General features: G+C 36.5%; 18 protein-coding genes. 6 read left to right on the top strand and 12 right to left on the bottom strand.

Features of this window, described 5'->3' with window-relative positions:
• Positions 1–46: 46 nt before the first annotated feature.
• Positions 47–976, top strand: a complete 930-nt coding sequence (locus J0L69_06775; protein MBN8692882.1) for a gliding motility-associated C-terminal domain-containing protein — start codon at positions 47–49, stop codon at positions 974–976.
• Here J0L69_06775 and J0L69_06770 read toward each other — a convergent pair.
• The 7 genes from J0L69_06770 to J0L69_06740 form a co-directional block, all read right to left on the bottom strand.
• The gene (locus J0L69_06770; GenBank protein MBN8692881.1) at positions 965–1534 is read right to left on the bottom strand and encodes a DUF2179 domain-containing protein; all 570 of its coding nucleotides are present in this window, start codon (positions 1532–1534) and stop codon (positions 965–967) included. The two genes, J0L69_06775 and J0L69_06770, sit on opposite strands and share 12 nt — an antisense overlap.
• A gap of 71 nt (positions 1535–1605) precedes the next feature.
• Positions 1606–1878: an acylphosphatase gene (locus tag J0L69_06765; protein MBN8692880.1), complete on the bottom strand. Its 273-nt coding sequence runs from the start codon at positions 1876–1878 to the stop codon at positions 1606–1608.
• Between the two features lie 5 nt (positions 1879–1883).
• A complete protein-coding gene (locus J0L69_06760; GenBank protein MBN8692879.1) occupies positions 1884–2423 on the bottom strand; it encodes a hypothetical protein in 540 nt (179 codons plus the stop codon).
• Positions 2423–3394: an SDR family oxidoreductase gene (locus J0L69_06755; protein ID MBN8692878.1), complete on the bottom strand. Its 972-nt coding sequence runs from the start codon at positions 3392–3394 to the stop codon at positions 2423–2425. Before J0L69_06755 ends, J0L69_06760 begins: the two co-directional genes overlap by 1 nt.
• Before the next feature lie 5 nt (positions 3395–3399).
• The gene (locus J0L69_06750; GenBank protein ID MBN8692877.1) at positions 3400–4722 is read right to left on the bottom strand and encodes a UDP-glucose/GDP-mannose dehydrogenase family protein; all 1323 of its coding nucleotides are present in this window, start codon (positions 4720–4722) and stop codon (positions 3400–3402) included.
• Between the two features lie 9 nt (positions 4723–4731).
• The gene (locus tag J0L69_06745; GenBank protein ID MBN8692876.1) at positions 4732–5847 is read right to left on the bottom strand and encodes a DegT/DnrJ/EryC1/StrS family aminotransferase; all 1116 of its coding nucleotides are present in this window, start codon (positions 5845–5847) and stop codon (positions 4732–4734) included.
• 73 nt (positions 5848–5920) lie between these two features.
• Positions 5921–6328 (bottom strand): acyl-CoA thioesterase, encoded by a 408-nt coding sequence (locus tag J0L69_06740; GenBank protein MBN8692875.1) that lies wholly within the window; start codon positions 6326–6328, stop codon positions 5921–5923.
• A gap of 35 nt (positions 6329–6363) precedes the next feature.
• On the opposite strand from J0L69_06740, the gene J0L69_06735 reads away from it, so the two are divergent.
• The 3 genes from J0L69_06735 (at position 6364) to dnaA (ending at position 9593) form a co-directional block, all read left to right on the top strand.
• Positions 6364–7110 carry a 5'-nucleotidase C-terminal domain-containing protein gene (locus tag J0L69_06735; GenBank protein MBN8692874.1) on the top strand — a complete coding sequence of 249 codons (747 nt, stop codon included), beginning with the start codon at positions 6364–6366 and terminating at the stop codon, positions 7108–7110.
• Complete coding sequence (locus J0L69_06730; GenBank protein MBN8692873.1) at positions 7085–8017, top strand: metallophosphatase; 933 nt, start codon at positions 7085–7087, stop codon at positions 8015–8017. The genes J0L69_06735 and J0L69_06730 overlap by 26 nt, the downstream gene beginning before the upstream one ends.
• A gap of 139 nt (positions 8018–8156) precedes the next feature.
• Positions 8157–9593 carry a chromosomal replication initiator protein DnaA gene (gene dnaA, locus J0L69_06725; protein MBN8692872.1) on the top strand — a complete coding sequence of 479 codons (1437 nt, stop codon included), beginning with the start codon at positions 8157–8159 and terminating at the stop codon, positions 9591–9593.
• 30 nt (positions 9594–9623) lie between these two features.
• On the opposite strand, the gene J0L69_06720 is transcribed toward dnaA, so the two are convergent.
• From J0L69_06720 to rbfA, 3 genes are all read right to left on the bottom strand, one after another.
• On the bottom strand, positions 9624–9782 hold the full coding sequence (locus tag J0L69_06720; protein ID MBN8692871.1) for a hypothetical protein: 159 nt from the start codon (positions 9780–9782) through the stop codon (positions 9624–9626).
• Positions 9775–10863, bottom strand: a complete 1089-nt coding sequence (locus J0L69_06715; GenBank protein MBN8692870.1) for an ABC transporter permease — start codon at positions 10861–10863, stop codon at positions 9775–9777. Before J0L69_06715 ends, J0L69_06720 begins: the two co-directional genes overlap by 8 nt.
• Positions 10864–11001: 138 nt before the next feature.
• Positions 11002–11340, bottom strand: coding sequence for a 30S ribosome-binding factor RbfA (gene rbfA / locus J0L69_06710; GenBank protein ID MBN8692869.1), 339 nt, complete (start codon positions 11338–11340; stop codon positions 11002–11004).
• A 78-nt stretch (positions 11341–11418) separates the two neighbouring features.
• Between rbfA and J0L69_06705 the strand changes: the two genes are divergently transcribed.
• Positions 11419–13266 carry an ATP-binding cassette domain-containing protein gene (locus J0L69_06705; protein MBN8692868.1) on the top strand — a complete coding sequence of 616 codons (1848 nt, stop codon included), beginning with the start codon at positions 11419–11421 and terminating at the stop codon, positions 13264–13266.
• A 15-nt stretch (positions 13267–13281) separates the two neighbouring features.
• Here the strand turns inward: J0L69_06705 and J0L69_06700 are convergent, their stop codons facing one another.
• Both J0L69_06700 and J0L69_06695 read right to left on the bottom strand, forming a co-directional pair.
• Complete coding sequence (locus J0L69_06700; protein MBN8692867.1) at positions 13282–14613, bottom strand: MATE family efflux transporter; 1332 nt, start codon at positions 14611–14613, stop codon at positions 13282–13284.
• Positions 14614–14669: 56 nt separating this feature from the next.
• Entirely contained in the window at positions 14670–15032 is a 363-nt protein-coding gene (locus tag J0L69_06695) for a cytochrome c (protein MBN8692866.1), read from the bottom strand.
• A 33-nt stretch (positions 15033–15065) separates the two neighbouring features.
• Between J0L69_06695 and J0L69_06690 the strand changes: the two genes are divergently transcribed.
• Positions 15066–15668, top strand: a complete 603-nt coding sequence (locus tag J0L69_06690; protein ID MBN8692865.1) for a 2OG-Fe(II) oxygenase — start codon at positions 15066–15068, stop codon at positions 15666–15668.
• Positions 15669–15687: the final 19 nt, after the last annotated feature.

The raw sequence follows: 15687 nt of genomic DNA, 5'->3' as shown, positions 1-15687 counted from the left end.
TACATATTTAATTTTATTATTATCATTTGTAATAAAAGCGCAAAAGGTGAATTTACTGCCGGATACTATTGGTATGTGTAAAGGCGACAGTGCTTTATTGGAAATAAAGCCCGGCACCTTTCCTAAAACGGCTACTTACCAATGGAACACTCCGTACCGAATTATTTATAACACCAAACAGTTATATGTAAAAATGGAAGGTAAATACGCCATAATTGTCCGCTATAACAATAATCAATTTATTGATAGTTGTATTATTAAACATTATGCAAAGCCTCAAGTGAAATTAAGTGATACGCTAATTTGTAACAGCAGTGCTACCATTTTAGGATTACGTAACAATAACTATAAATATTTATGGAACACGGATGAAACCTCCGCGCGCATCCGAATTGAAACTCCGGGACAATATTGGGTAAAGGTTAACAACAGAGGTTGCGCGGTAACAGATACATTTAATGTAAACTTCTATAAGGGCGCGACATTAAACTTCGGGAATGAAGTCACCTTTTGTATGAGTGACGAAAATAAATCACTTAGTGTGAAGCCTGCGCCCGGCACCAAAGTTACCTGGAGTAATGGTTCAAATGCGGCGAGTATCGTTCCGTATAAAGAAGGAATTTATTGGGTAAAAACCGAAAGTAAAACCTGTGGCACTAGTATTGATAGCGTGAAAGTAAAATTAAAAGCATGTGATTGTGAAATCATGGTGCCAAACAGTTTTACACCGAATGAGGACGATAAAAACGACTATTTCTTTCCGGTGTTAACCTGCGAATACAGCTATTACAGCATGACTATTTATGATCGCTGGAATAACATTATTTTCACTACAAATAATGTTCATGGCAAATGGGATGGCCGATACAAAGGAAATTTATGTCCGGATGACATTTACGTTTACCGAATAGAAACCATTGAAAAGAATACGGAAAAGAAGACGGTTAGAAACGGGCAGATTTCCTTATTTAGATAGACTCAGCAAACGTTTTATAGCCGAAGTTTCGTTTTCGTTACTGAACACGCCGTGAGAAGAACCTTTCACATCTTCCACAGAATAAAAAGCGTCAGGCGTGTGTGTGTGAATGAGTTTAATGATATCCGCTTTATTCGTTCTCTTTACCACAGTAAAAATTAGTTTAACCGGCCCTACTGCGCCTTGTCCGTTTACAATTGTGACACCCTGATTATACTGCTTAAAAGCATCAATTAATGCATCTGTATTCTCATTGGTAATTATGCGAATGATTTGCATGCCGAGTGCCAGTTTTTCTTCGATACGCATGCCCAAATATGTGCCGGCACTAAATCCTCCGGCCCAGGCAATAAAACAGGCCACATTATTTACGTTATTAAATATTTGACGAATGGCTACTAACCAGATTAACACTTCAAAGAAACCTAAAACCGGAACAATTTTTTTAAATCCTTTTGATACGAAAATATGACGAAGTGTGGCGAGTGATACATCAGCCAAACGCGAAATAAAAATCAAAACAGGTAAGATAATCCAGCTAAAGTAATCGAAAGACATAGGACAAATTTACCTCCGACTCTCCTTTATTTTTTAAACGACAAGTAAAGTATTAAACAAAGAAGTTTTAATTACAGGCGCTTTAATTCAAAAGTACGGTATCCTTTCACTTCCGATTCAACGGCATCTACTTCGGTAACTTTGGACCGTGGAGGTCCCACATAACACCATTCGATTAGTTTATTGATTGCTTCCTCGTTTCCCTCTGCTTCAATATAAACACTCCCATCAGGCATGTTTTTCACAAGTCCGGCTAAACCAAGTTTAATCGCCTGTGCATGCGTTGAAAAACGAAAGGCTACACCTTGAACTTTTCCTTTAACCCTGATATTATAATGGCGCATGTAAATTACCTTAGAGTAGTTAACTCAGGCATGAGATACGATTTAGCGACATAGGTAATTATGTCCTTTAATTGTCCGTCAGATATATCGCGCTTTTTAACGATTACAGCTATGCCTTTAAATTTTGCCTTTGTTTTATAAAACTGAACAACCATCCATTGTCCTTCAGAATCACTTGCAATAACACGCCACTTACGATCAAAAACATCAAACGGACCAAGTCCTGTCCAAATAAAATTTAATTGTATTTGAGTTTTTTGAAGATTCATCCCCTTTTGAGTCATTCGGACTTTGTTCTTATAATAAACCAATGATTCTTTAAAGGTCATTCGCCCGTCTTTAATTTTAAAATCAGAAAAAATAAGCTTAACAGTATCGCGATCGGATTTCACCAATTCGTCACAATTAGTCGCAATAATATGCCAGGTACCATTTAGTAACTTTTTCGACTGTTTGAATAAATGCGGAGGAGGTTCTTCCTGAGCAGTTAAAGAAACCGCAAAGAAAACCGCAATAAATAATGTTATGTATCTTAACGACTTCATTAATTAAACTGCCTGTGTTCGGTTTTAAATAATTCTTCCTTAGGCAGATTTTTGAAGTAATTATACGTAATTTTTAAACCCTCTGCACGTTTTATTTTTGGCTCCCAGCCCAAAATTTGCTTTGCCTTGGTAATATCCGGTCGACGTTGTTTAGGATCATCCTTCGGTAAAGGCAAAGAAATCAGCTTTTGATTAGCGCCTGTTAATTTTAAAATTTCCTCCCCAAAATCCTTAATACTGATTTCTTCCGGGTTTCCAATATTTACAGGTAAATGATAATCGCTCATTAATAAACGATAAATTCCCTCTATCAAATCATCTACATAACAGAAACTACGAGTTTGGGAACCATCACCAAACATCGTTAAATCCTCACCACGTAATGCTTGTCCGATAAACGCCGGCAATACACGGCCATCATTCAGGCGCATTCGCGGGCCATAGGTGTTAAAAATACGAACGATGCGAGTTTCAACTCCATGCGCATTGTTATAAGCCATAGTCATAGCTTCCATAAAACGTTTTGCTTCATCGTAACAACCACGCGGACCAACCGTATTAACATGTCCCCAATACTCTTCAGGTTGCGGATGTACATGCGGATCGCCATACACTTCGCTGGTAGATGCTACCAATACGCGTGCATTTTTTACGCGAGCCAGTCCAAGTACATTATGCGTTCCCAATGAAGAAACTTTTAAAGTTTGGATTGGAATTTTTAAATAATCAATCGGACTTGCCGGAGAAGCAAAATGTAAAATATAATCGAGCTGACCCGGAACATGAATGAATTTACTTACATCATGATGATAAAATTCAAAATGCTCGAGCTTAAATAAATGTTCAATGTTTTTTAGATCACCGGTAATTAAATTATCCATGGCAATAACATGCATGCCTTCTTTAATAAAGCGGTCGCATAAATGTGAACCTAAGAATCCGGCTGCACCGGTAATGAGAACTCTTTTCATTTGTATTAATTTGTTTTTACACCGATGCAATAATATGAATAACCATTATTTTTCATGTCAACCGGATCAAAAATATTTCTTCCGTCGAACATTACTTTATTTTTCAGACGCTTATCGAGCTCATTAAAATCAGGTACTCTAAACTCCGGCCACTCAGTAATTATCAATAAAGCATCAGCACCATCCAAGGTCGTATACATTTCGTTAGAGTAAGAAATTTTATCTCCTAAAATGCGTTGCGCTTCGTGCATTGCAACGGGATCGTACGCCACAACAGAGGCACCTTCATTTAAAAGTTTCTCAATTATGACTAATGAAGGCGCTTCACGCATATCATCCGTTTTTGGTTTAAAGGATAAACCCCATAAAGCAAATTTCTTTCCTTTTAAATCTCCCTTAAAGTGAGATTTCACCTTACTGAATAACACTTCTTTTTGCGCTTCATTTACATCTTCAACAGAATTTAAGATGCGCATGTTATATCCATTTTCTTTTGCGGTTTTAATTAAAGCTTTAACATCTTTAGGGAAACAACTTCCGCCATAACCAACACCCGGATAAATAAATTTTGTACCAATACGCGTATCGCTGCCAATGCCTTTACGCACCATGTTCACATCTGCTCCCATGATTTCACATAAGTTTGCAACATCATTCATGAAACTGATTTTTGTGGCAAGCATCGCATTAGCTGCATATTTAGTCATTTCCGCAGAAGGGATATCCATCATGATAATAGGATGGCCATTCATTAAAAATGGTTTGTATAATTTACGCATGATTTCCTCTGCCTCTTTGCGATCGGTACCAACTACGATACGATCGGGCTTCATGAAATCTTCAATAGCTGCTCCTTCCTTAAGGAATTCAGGATTTGATGCCACGTAGAAATCTATTTTCGCGCCGCGCTTATCTAAGGAAGCCTGAACTGCTTTTCTTACTTTTTCCGCAGTTGTAACCGGAACTGTAGATTTAGTTACAACAACCAATGGATGATTCATGTGTTCTCCAATGGAGGATGCCACTCCCAATACATATTTTAAGTCGGCTGAGCCATCTTCATCCGGCGGAGTTCCAACAGCGATAAAAACAACTTCCACATTTTGAATGCTATCTTTTAAAGAAGTAGAAAAATGTAAACGATTTTTCTTTACGTTACGATCTACCATTTCTTCCAGGCCGGGCTCGTAAATAGGAAGAATTCCTTTATTTAAATTATCTATTTTCTTTTGGTCGATATCTACACAAGTAACGTCCACTCCTACTTCTGAGAAGCATGTTCCTGTAACCAATCCTACATAACCTGTTCCTACAATTGCTATCTTCATTTCTAATACTTATTTATTACAAAATTCTAAAACTGAATCACAAATATATTTTAATGTTTCTTCGTCTAATTCGGTATGCATTGGTAACGACAACACCGATGCGCATAATTTCTCCGTTACCGGGAAATCCCCTTCTTTATATCTTTCATCCTTATAAGCCTTTTGCATATGTAAAGGAATAGGATAATAAATCATTGCCGGAATGCCGCGTTGCGACAAAAATTCTCTCAAGGCAGTTCTATCAATACCATTTAATTGTAAAGTATATTGATGAAAAACATGTGTAGAATTTTTAACGCGCTTCGGAGTTTTTAATTTCGGATGATTGCCTAATGCTTTATCGTAATAAGCGGCTGCTTTGTTTCTGCCAGCTGCATACTCATCTAAATGCTTTAACTTAATTTTTAAAACGGCTGCCTGAATAGTGTCCAAACGCGAGTTTACGCCTAAAACATCGTGTACGTATTGCACACTTTGTCCGTGATGCGCAATCATTCTCAATTTTGAAGCGAGTGTATCATCATTTGTATAGATTGCGCCACCATCGCCGTAGCAACCTAAATTTTTACTTGGGAAAAAAGAAGTACAGCCAATCGTTCCGATAGTTCCTGCTTTTGCTTTTTTTCCATCGCTAAAAGTATAATCGGCACCAATCGCTTGCGCTACATCTTCAATAACAAACAAATTATATTTTTTAGCAAGCGCCATTATTCGCTCCATATCCGCGCATTGTCCGAATAAATGAACCGGAACAATCGCCTTCGTTTTTGGCGTAATATTTTTTTCTATTGCTTCAATGTTGATATCAAATGTATCCGGATATACATCCACCAATACCGGTTTCAGTCCTAACAAACCAATTACTTCGGCGGTTGCCACGTAAGTAAAGTTTGCTGTAATCACTTCGTCTCCGGGTTTTAAATCCAATGCCATCATGGCAATTTGCAAAGCATCTGTTCCATTAGCACAAGGAATAACATGTTTTACACCTAGGTATTTTTCAAGATCAGATTGAAATTCCTTAACGGCCGGACCATTAATAAACGCAGTGTTATCAATTACTTCCTGAATCGCTTTATCAACTTCTGATTTAATTTTTTGATACTGGCCTTTTAAGTCGACCATTTGGATTTTTTTGGTAGCTATGTTCATTTGAGATTTAAGACTTGCGAATTTAACAATTTTAGTGGATTTACACCTAAAAATGCTTCAATAATTCTTGCAAAAACCACTCGGGTGCCGCAACAGGCTTGTTTTTAGCTTTATCGATAAAAACCAAGGTAACTTTTCCGGTATTTAGCAGCTCATTATTCTGATTAAAACATTCATAATCGAAGATAATTCGAGCGCCTTTAGGTACTTCGTTAATTGTTGTAACAATGGTTAATTCGTCATCATAAAAAGCCGGTTTCTTATAGCTAATAGAATAATCTGTTACAGGCATTAAAATACCTTTTGCCTCTACATCTTTATAGCTAAATCCAAGTAATCTCATGGCTTCTACTCTTCCAACTTCATAGTATTGCGCATATACGCCGTAATAAGCATAACCCATCTGATCGGTTTCACCATAACGTACTCGTAATTTTGTTTTGGCTTTAATCATAAACTATTAATTTTAGCAAATATAATTTTAATTCGTTGAAGAGATTTTTAAAATACAGTGTAGTCTTATTAATTTTATTAAGTGCTTGTAAACAACACCTGCAGTTAACTAATACTCAAACTTCACATCACGAATTAAAATCTGTACTAGAAGATTCTTTAACTTCCGCAACAATTTCACCTTATAAAAACAAGATAGATGCGCAAATGAATGAGGTAATCGCCCTGTGTGATAGCACGCTAACGAAGGATGGATACGAATCAACACTGGCCAATTTTGTGATGCTGGCCATGGATCATTTTGTTGCGGAAAAGTCGCCAAATTACAAGGGAAAATCAATTGCTATGGTTAACCGCGGCGGATTAAGAATTAATTTACCTAAAGGTGAAATTAGTGTACGTACCATTTACGAATTAATGCCTTTTGATAATAATTTAGTAATACTTACCATCAGCGGTAAGGCACTGAAGGAGGCTTTAGTTTCATTTGGGGAGAATGGAAAATTATTTAGCAATAATATTGAGTTTTACCTCGATAAAAAAAATCCGATTAATATTCAGGTTTTTGGTAAAGATTGGAATGAAAATGAAAATTACATAATCATCACAACTGATTATTTAGCCAATGGCGGTGACAATTGTTTCTTCTTTGAAAATCCGGTAAAATCCGAAAGCACCGATGTGAAATTACGTGACGCGATTATTGATTATTGCAAATACTTAACTAATTTAAACAAGCGGATTGTACCTTATAAAAATGGGCGAATTACAGTTTCAAAATAGAAGGGATTTCCTGAAATATTTTTTGGGAAGCGCAGCCGTGCTGAGTGGATTTTCAGTTGGTGCCACTGAAATTGTAAGAGATGAAAAAGTAAAAAAATTAGTCATACTTTATACCAACGATCAACACAGTCGCATTGAACCTTTTCCGGACAACGATCCGAAATATGGCGGCCAAGGCGGATTTTCCAGACGAGCGGCATTTATAAAGCAATTAAGAAAAGAAAACGAAAACGTTCTGTTATTAGATGCCGGTGATATTTTTCAGGGTACACCTTATTTCAATTTTTATAAGGGAGAACTGGAATATAAACTGATGTCACAAATGGGATATGATGCTGTTACTTTGGGAAATCACGATTTTGATTTAGGTGTAGAAAACATCGTAACACAAATGCCCCATGCTAATTTTTCGTTCATCAATTGCAACTATAATTTCAGCGATACTGCATTAACGGGAAAAATATTACCTTATAAAATTTTCAAAAAGAACGGAATAAAAATTGGAGTGCTGGGCGTGGGTATTGAACTAGAAGGACTCGTAGAAAAAAAACTATTCGGCAGTATAAAATATAATAATCCTTTGGATTGTGCAAATAATACAGCACATCATTTAAAAAACAATTTACATTGTGATTATGTGATTTGCCTCAGTCACTTAGGTTACAAATACGAGAATAAAAAAGTGAGCGATATCATATTAGCTCAAGAATCTAAACACATCGATTTAGTAATTGGCGGACACACACATACATTTTTAGATGAGCCTGTAAAACTCACAAATTCAGAGGGAAAAGAAGTTTTAATTACACAAGTTGGTTGGGCCGGAATTTGGCTCGGAAAAATAGAAATATTTTTTTCTGACACGAATAAAAAAGTGTTTCACAACCCGAATAATCAAAAAATTTAAATAACCAAAAAAATTCAGAAAATTTTCTAAAATTTTTTTTTGGGCTTTTTTGTTGCGTAAATAAATAAAGACTGTATATTTACAAACAAATAAGAGTTAATTACTATAAACATCATAATATTAAAAACTAATTTTGACTATGAAGGAGAAGACAGCAGAACAGGTTTGGAACAATTGTCTAGAAGTTGTAAAAGATAATGTGAGCCCACAGAATTTTAAAACATGGTTCGAGCCAATTAAACCCGTTAAGCTTTCTGATACGACGTTAACCATTCAGGTTCCTTCTCAATTTTTTTACGAATGGCTCGAAGAGCACTACATCACTTTAATTAAAAAAGTTATTCGTAAAGAACTTGGTGCGGAAGGACGCTTAGAGTATAACATCGTAATGGATAATGGCACAGGGAAAACCGAAACACCAATTACTTTTAAATTACCAAACATCAGCACCAACTTAAAAAACCCTTCTGTATCTATGCCAATAGATACTAGCAATAACCCAATTAAAAATCCATTTGTAATTCCGGGTTTAAAAAAGGTACAAGTTGAATCGCAATTAAATCCAAACTACAGTTTTGAAAATTTCGTAGAAGGTGATTGTAACCGTTTAGCTCGCAGCGCGGGTTATGCAGTAGCGCAAAAACCCGGAGGCAACGCTTTCAACCCATTATTAATATATGGTGGTGTTGGTTTAGGAAAAACTCACTTAGCACAAGCAATTGGTATTGAAGTAAAGAAAAACTTCCCTAATAAAACTGTTCTTTATGTACAGTCGGAAAAATTCATTACTCAATTCATTGAATCTATTCGTAACAATAACCAAAACGATTTCATTCATTTTTATCAAATGATTGATGTATTGATTATTGACGATGTACAATATTTCGCAGGAAAAGACAAAACACAAGATGTGTTCTTCCATATCTTTAATCATTTACATCAATTAGGCAAGCAGGTTATCTTAACTGCTGATCGCGCACCGGTTGATATTCAAGGAATCGAGCAACGCTTATTAAGCCGCTTCAAGTGGGGATTAAGTGCCGATTTACAAGCTCCGGGATTAGAAACCCGTATCGCTATTCTTGAAAAGAAAATTTACAACGAAGGAATTCAACTACCAAAAGAAGTAATCGAATACTTAGCATACAGCATTACATCTAACGTTCGCGAATTAGAAGGTGCATTAATCTCTTTATTGGCTCAGTCTTCTTTAAATAAGAAAACAATCACTTTAGAGTTAGCTAAGAATATGATTGATAAGTTCGTGAAGAGTACTGCTCGCGAAGTTTCTATCGATTACATCCAAAAAGTGGTTTGCGACTATTTCGACTTAGCTATCGATACCATGAAATCTAAAACACGTAAGCGTGAAGTAGTTCAGGCTCGTCAGATTGCCATGTATTTCGCTAAGAATATGACTAAATCTTCTTTAGCTACCATTGGTATGCATTGCGGTGGTAAAGACCACGCTACAGTTTTACATGCTTGCCGTACGGTAAACAACCTAATGGACACCGATAAACGCTTTAAAGCTTATATCGAAGAATTAGAAAAGAAAATCAGCATTAGCAACTAAAAAAACAAACCTCGGTAAATCCGGGGTTTTTTATTTCCTTTTGTTTTTGTTCCATCCCCACCAAACTCTTAGTATAAGTAACAATAACACGCTGATTAAAATTATTTGCCAGGTTTTTGAAACACCCCATGTACTGTCGTAAGGAACAGTAAACTTACCACCTACCCTCAAAACAAACGACTTAATCATTACCATGCACAAAGTCGTTATGCGTAAACACACGTACCGGATAAAGCGCTGCAAAGAAGCCTATCAGCATAATAAGACCAATAATCCAGATAAAGTCCTTTAATTGCATATCTATCGGGTAATACGGAATAACATACTGATCGTCGAAGGTCACAAAATGATATTGAATCTGAAGTAAACAAACAGCCAAGCCCAAAACAAGTCCGATTGAGGCGCCAATAGCCGTTATTAAAAAACCTTCTCCCATAAAAATGTTCCTAATCAGTTTATTATCGGCACCCAAATAGTATAAAGTCTTTATATCCTTCTTTTTCTCAATAATAAGCATCGTAAGCGCCCCAATGATGTTAAAGGTGGCTATAATCAAAATAAACGCCAATATGATGAAGGTCCAGAGTTTTTCGGTCTCCAGAGTTTTAAATAAAACATCGTTTAACTGATAACGGTTTTTTACTGCAAAGCCTGGTCCCATTAATTCGGATATCTTTTCTTGTATTTCATCAGCATCGCCACCCGATAATGTACTTATCTCGATGGAAGAAGCCTCATTCGGGCAATCAAATAATTGACGCGCTAATTGAATATCCGTTATGATATATTTAAAATCGAAATCATCGTTCAACGAAAAGGTGCCTGAAGGGAAAACAAATTTCTGATTGAAATTATCATCCGGATTAATACTTTCTGTCCCTCCTCGCTTAGGACTATATATACTAATTTGTTCGATGAGGTTGTTTATGTTTATCTGTAACTGATTGGCAACTCCTCGCCCGAAAATCGCAAAATAGGTTTCTTTGTTTTTGAGAACATAACTTCCCTCCTTAATCACAGAATCAAACCGCGTTACATCAATAAAATTTTCATCTACGCCTTTAACCGTTACTATAGCCTGTTTGTCGTTTGCTTTGATAAGCGCATTGTCACTTAAACATATTGATACTTTATCTACGCCTTCAATTTCCTTAATCTTACCAACAAGCGCATCACTGTAACTGAAAAATTTACCCTTCACCGGCATTACTTTAATATCCGGTTCTATCGCATTGTATAAATCTGCCACCACGCCGGTAAGTCCGTTCATGGCTGAAAGAATAATAACAAGAGCTGCAGTAGTAAAGGCAATAGCAATGATACTTATCCAACTGATGATATTAATGGCATTGTTGGATTTCTTGGAAATAAGATACCTCTTTGCTATTTGAAATGATAAATTCAGAATTTATTTTTTTAATAATTCTTCAATCTTCATGGCATAGTCCAGTGAATCGTCGAGGAAAAACTGTAATTCCGGAACTACCCTTAATTGCTTCCCGATAATCATACCTAGGCGTTTACGGATAAGATAGTTCTGTTCATTCACCAACTTAAATATGGCAGCTTTATCCTTCGTTGCCATGATGCTAAGATATACTTTTGCAGTACCTAAATCCGGACTTACACGTACGACGGTAACAGTAATAAACGCGCCGCCAAACATGGCACGGGCTTCACTTCTGAAAATTTCTGCCAGCTCCTTTTGAAGCAGTTTATTTACCTTTTGTTGCCTAACACTTTCCATGCTTATAAAGGTAGTGAGATTTTAGGGAAATTTAACCGGAAGCTTGTAATAATTTGTTGCTATCTTCGTTAACGCAATATGCTTAGGCTTTTTTCGGCACTAAAATACATTAACGGATATTGGCGCTACGCCTTTCTGAATATATTTTTCAATATAATTCAATCTGTATTGAGCGTATTTTCCATTGCGCTTGTTATTCCGTTTTTAAAATTGCTGTTCGAAAAAGGAAGCTCAGAATACGTTAGTATTTTATCCAAAGGTATCCCGCATTTTTCACTTTCGATTGATTATTTTATGGGATACTTTGATTTTACCATGGCATTTTACATTGTAACGTACGGTAAAGTTTACGCCTTAACATTCATATGTACCGCGGTAATAATTATGACTGTCATTAAAAACTTCTCACGCTATATGGCTATGTATTTTTTAGCCCCAATAAGAAATGGTGTTGTGAGGGATTTAAGAAACAAAATATTTTCTAAATCGTTAGATCTTCCACTTTCCTATTATAGTAATGAACGTAAAGGAGATATAATTAGCCGTATGACTAGCGATGTTCAGGAAATTGAATGGAGTATCATGCAGACTCTTGAATTGATTTTCCGTGAACCTATTGTGATTATTTTCTCATTGATTATGCTCATCTCCATTAGCGGATACTTAACACTTTATGTGTTACTTTTTTTACCTGTAGCAGGAATTGTAGTGGCAATCATTGGGAAAAGCTTAAAAAGAAATGCGCAAAAAAGTAAGGAATTACTTGGTCATCTTTTTTCCATCATGGAAGAAACACTTGGCGGATTAAAAATAATTAAAGCTTTTACAGGAGAGAATTTTGTGAATTCGCGTTTTCAAAAAATGAACAACGACTATTACAATCAATCGGTGAAAGTATACCGTAAAACAGACCTTACCTCGCCTATCAGTGAATCGGTTGTGGTTTGTATTCTTATGCTTATAATGTTTATTGGCGGTAAAATGGTGTTGAGTGGTGATGGCACTTTAAGCGCCGCTGCTTTCATTGGTTATTTTGCTGTTGCTTCTCAAATCGTTCCTCCTATCAAACAAATTACTCAGGCGTACAACAATATTCAAAAAGGTGTTGCTTCGGAAGAACGTATCAATAAAATTTTAGACGCTGAAATAAACATCACCGAGAAAAAAGACGCGAAAACTATTCCGTCATTTAATACCGGTGTTGAATTTAAAAATGTTTCTTTTGCCTACCATAAAGGGGATGCCGGTTATGTTCTTAGAAACATTAACCTCAGCATACCAAAAGGAAAAACAATTGCATTAGTCGGGCAAAGCGGAAGCGGAAAAACAACATTAGCCGATATGGTTCCGCGCTTTTATGATGTGGATGAGGGTGAATTATTAATTGACGGAACCAATGTAAAAGATCTTCGAATAAAAAATTTACGTGAGCAAATCGGAATGGTTTCTCAGGAAAGTATTTTATTTAATGATACTGTCTTTAACAACATTGCTTTTGGTATTCCTAATGCAACTAAAGAAGACGTTATTAATGCTGCTAAAATAGCTAATGCGCATGATTTTATTGTTGCAATGCCGGATGGCTATGAAACTAATATTGGCGACCGCGGAGGCAAATTAAGTGGTGGACAACGTCAGCGTATAAGTATTGCGAGAGCGGTTTTAAAAAATCCCCCGATATTAATCTTAGATGAAGCCACTTCAGCATTAGATACTGAAAGCGAAAAATTGGTACAAGATGCCTTGTCGAACCTTATGCAAAACAGAACCAGTATTGTAATTGCGCATCGTTTAAGTACAATTGCTAACGCTGATGAAATCATCGTGATGCAACAAGGACAAATTGCCGAGCGCGGCACACATACTCAGCTCATCGCGCAAAATGGCATATACAAAAAACTCTGCGACATGCAGAGCTTTAAGTAATTCAATCTTATTTTTTTATTTTTTCATGAGGTGCCAAAAGCGCCAATACAACGCAATACCAACAAATACTAAACTGAAGGTAAGCGCCCACCAAATTCCTATTACCTCCATTTTATAGGTAAATCCTAACAAGTACGCGAGAGGTAAGGCCAAAACCCAATAGCCTATTAAAGTAATGTAGGTCGGGAACTTCACATCTTCAATGCCGCGTAAAATTCCAATTGAGGTAACTTGCAATCCATCGAACAATTGAAAGAAGGCCGCTATAATCAACAAACTCGAGGTTACTTTTAAAATCTCTGCGTCGGCTGTAAAAATCTTAGGGAGTACATCACTCAGTAAAGCGAACACGATTGCGAAAAAACCCATGCAAATTAACACTAACATTACCGCAATATTTCCCGCACGCCTGGTTTCATTTTTATTTTTCTCCGCGGCAAAGTTACTTACCCTAATAGTGGCCGCACTGCTGAGTCCGCTTGCAAACATATAAGTACCGGAAGCTATTGTAATTGCAATACCATGCGCGTCTATAGCTTCTTTTCCAAACTTACCTGCCATAAATAAGGCCACCACAAAAGCAGCTACTTCAAATGTAAACTGAAATGCTGAATTGATTCCTATTTTCCAAATTGGCTTAATGGCCGTTAAATTTATCTTTACCTTTTTTAACTGCGGAACAATTTCTCTTGTTCTTTTATTCTTAAAAATATACCAAACAAAAGAAGCTCCCATGAAACATCTGGCTATGAAAGTCGCCCAGGCGGAACCCATGTAACCCATTTCAGGCAAACCCCATTTCCCATATATTAAGGCATAGTTCAAAACAATATTAAGCAAATTGCCTGTTATGCTAATATACATGGCAGCGCGTGTATTACTTAATCCTTCGGTGTACTGTTTACAGGTAAAGAAAAACGATATAGGAATCATAGAAAAAATCAACACATTAAAAAATGGTTTTGATAACTCAACTACATCGGCAGGCTGCTGCATATAATCCATCAAGGGACTCATAAAAAACAAAATGATGAATGCGATTATTGCAACACCGGTATTTAAAAACATGGAGTTTTTAAATAATGAGGCTTTTTCTTTAACATCATCATTTACATGGGCCGAGGATACCAAAGGTGTTGAAGCGTAACTCATTCCAATCATAAACACCAGTAACAAAACAAATATTCCATTCGCTGAAATACCTGCTGCTTGTTCTGTTTTTCCAATCTGCCCTAAAAAATAATTATCTACCATTCCGGTAAATACATGACCTATCTGCGTTGCTATTAATGGCAACGAGAGGAGAATTGTTTCTTTTATATGTTGTCTTTTATTTAACGTTTTCATAAAAAAAATGCGGGCCAATATAAAGCCCGCACTTCTGTTTCTTTATAATTGACCTTTTATTTAGTTTGATTTGGGCGGGCAGCTTTCATCGCTAAAACATATTTCCATAATGCGTCCTTCTGTACATCGGTTATTTTTGCCTTTGGTGCCATACGGTTAATCGCTTTCTCCCACTCTTGCTCCGTACGCGAAAAAATATTTTTTTGTCCGTGACACTTGGTGCATGGTCCTGAATAAACAGCATAACCTTCATTCAGAGTTTGCAATGTTACATCAGCGTATTTACCCTGTATTGCTTTCACCTCAGCATCGCCGGGCGTTAAAGAAGCTTCGGCACTGGAACCGGCTTTCTTTGATGAACCACAAGAGGACGCCATGAAGACGACTATAGATGCAACGGTAAATATTTGTAATTTCATACTTTCTAATTTTCGCCAAAATTAATTTATATTTTGAAAACTGCAATTGAAAAAATTGTTAATGATGTTTACGAACAACGCTATTGCGTGATAGATAACTTTATTTCCGCGAATGAAATCGCAACATTAGTTCGGAAAATAAATTTACTTTCTGAAAATAAACAATTGAAACAAGCCGGCATCGGAAAAAACGCTGAACACTTAACAAACACAGACATACGTAGTGATTTTATTTATTGGGTGGGCGAAAATGATACCGAGTTACAATCCTTATTCTTCCATTTTATGCCTGAATTAACTCAAGCGCTTAATCGCCGTTTTTATTTAGGATTAAAGGAGCATGAATTTCATTTGGCTTTGTATCCTCCGGGAAGCTTTTACAAAAAACACAGAGATGCCTTTAAAAGTGATGACGCCCGAAAAATAACCGTGTTACTTTATCTTAACCAAAATTGGAAACAAGAAGACGGCGGCGAATTAATACTTTATAAAGACGATAACTCTTCATTCACCATTGAGCCCTTAGGTGGCCGACTTCTCGTATTTGAAAGCGAAATGGAACATGAGGTACTCTTGAGCAAAGCCAATCGTTATAGTTTAACGGGTTGGATAAAAAACAAAAGCCGTCTGATTTAGACGGCTTTTAGTGTGAGGA

The organism is Bacteroidota bacterium, assembly GCA_017303905.1.
In the GTDB taxonomy this organism is placed as follows: Bacteria; Bacteroidota; Bacteroidia; order B-17B0; family Aurantibacillaceae; genus JAHEYG01.
This window is presented reverse-complemented; position numbering and strand designations above follow the sequence as displayed.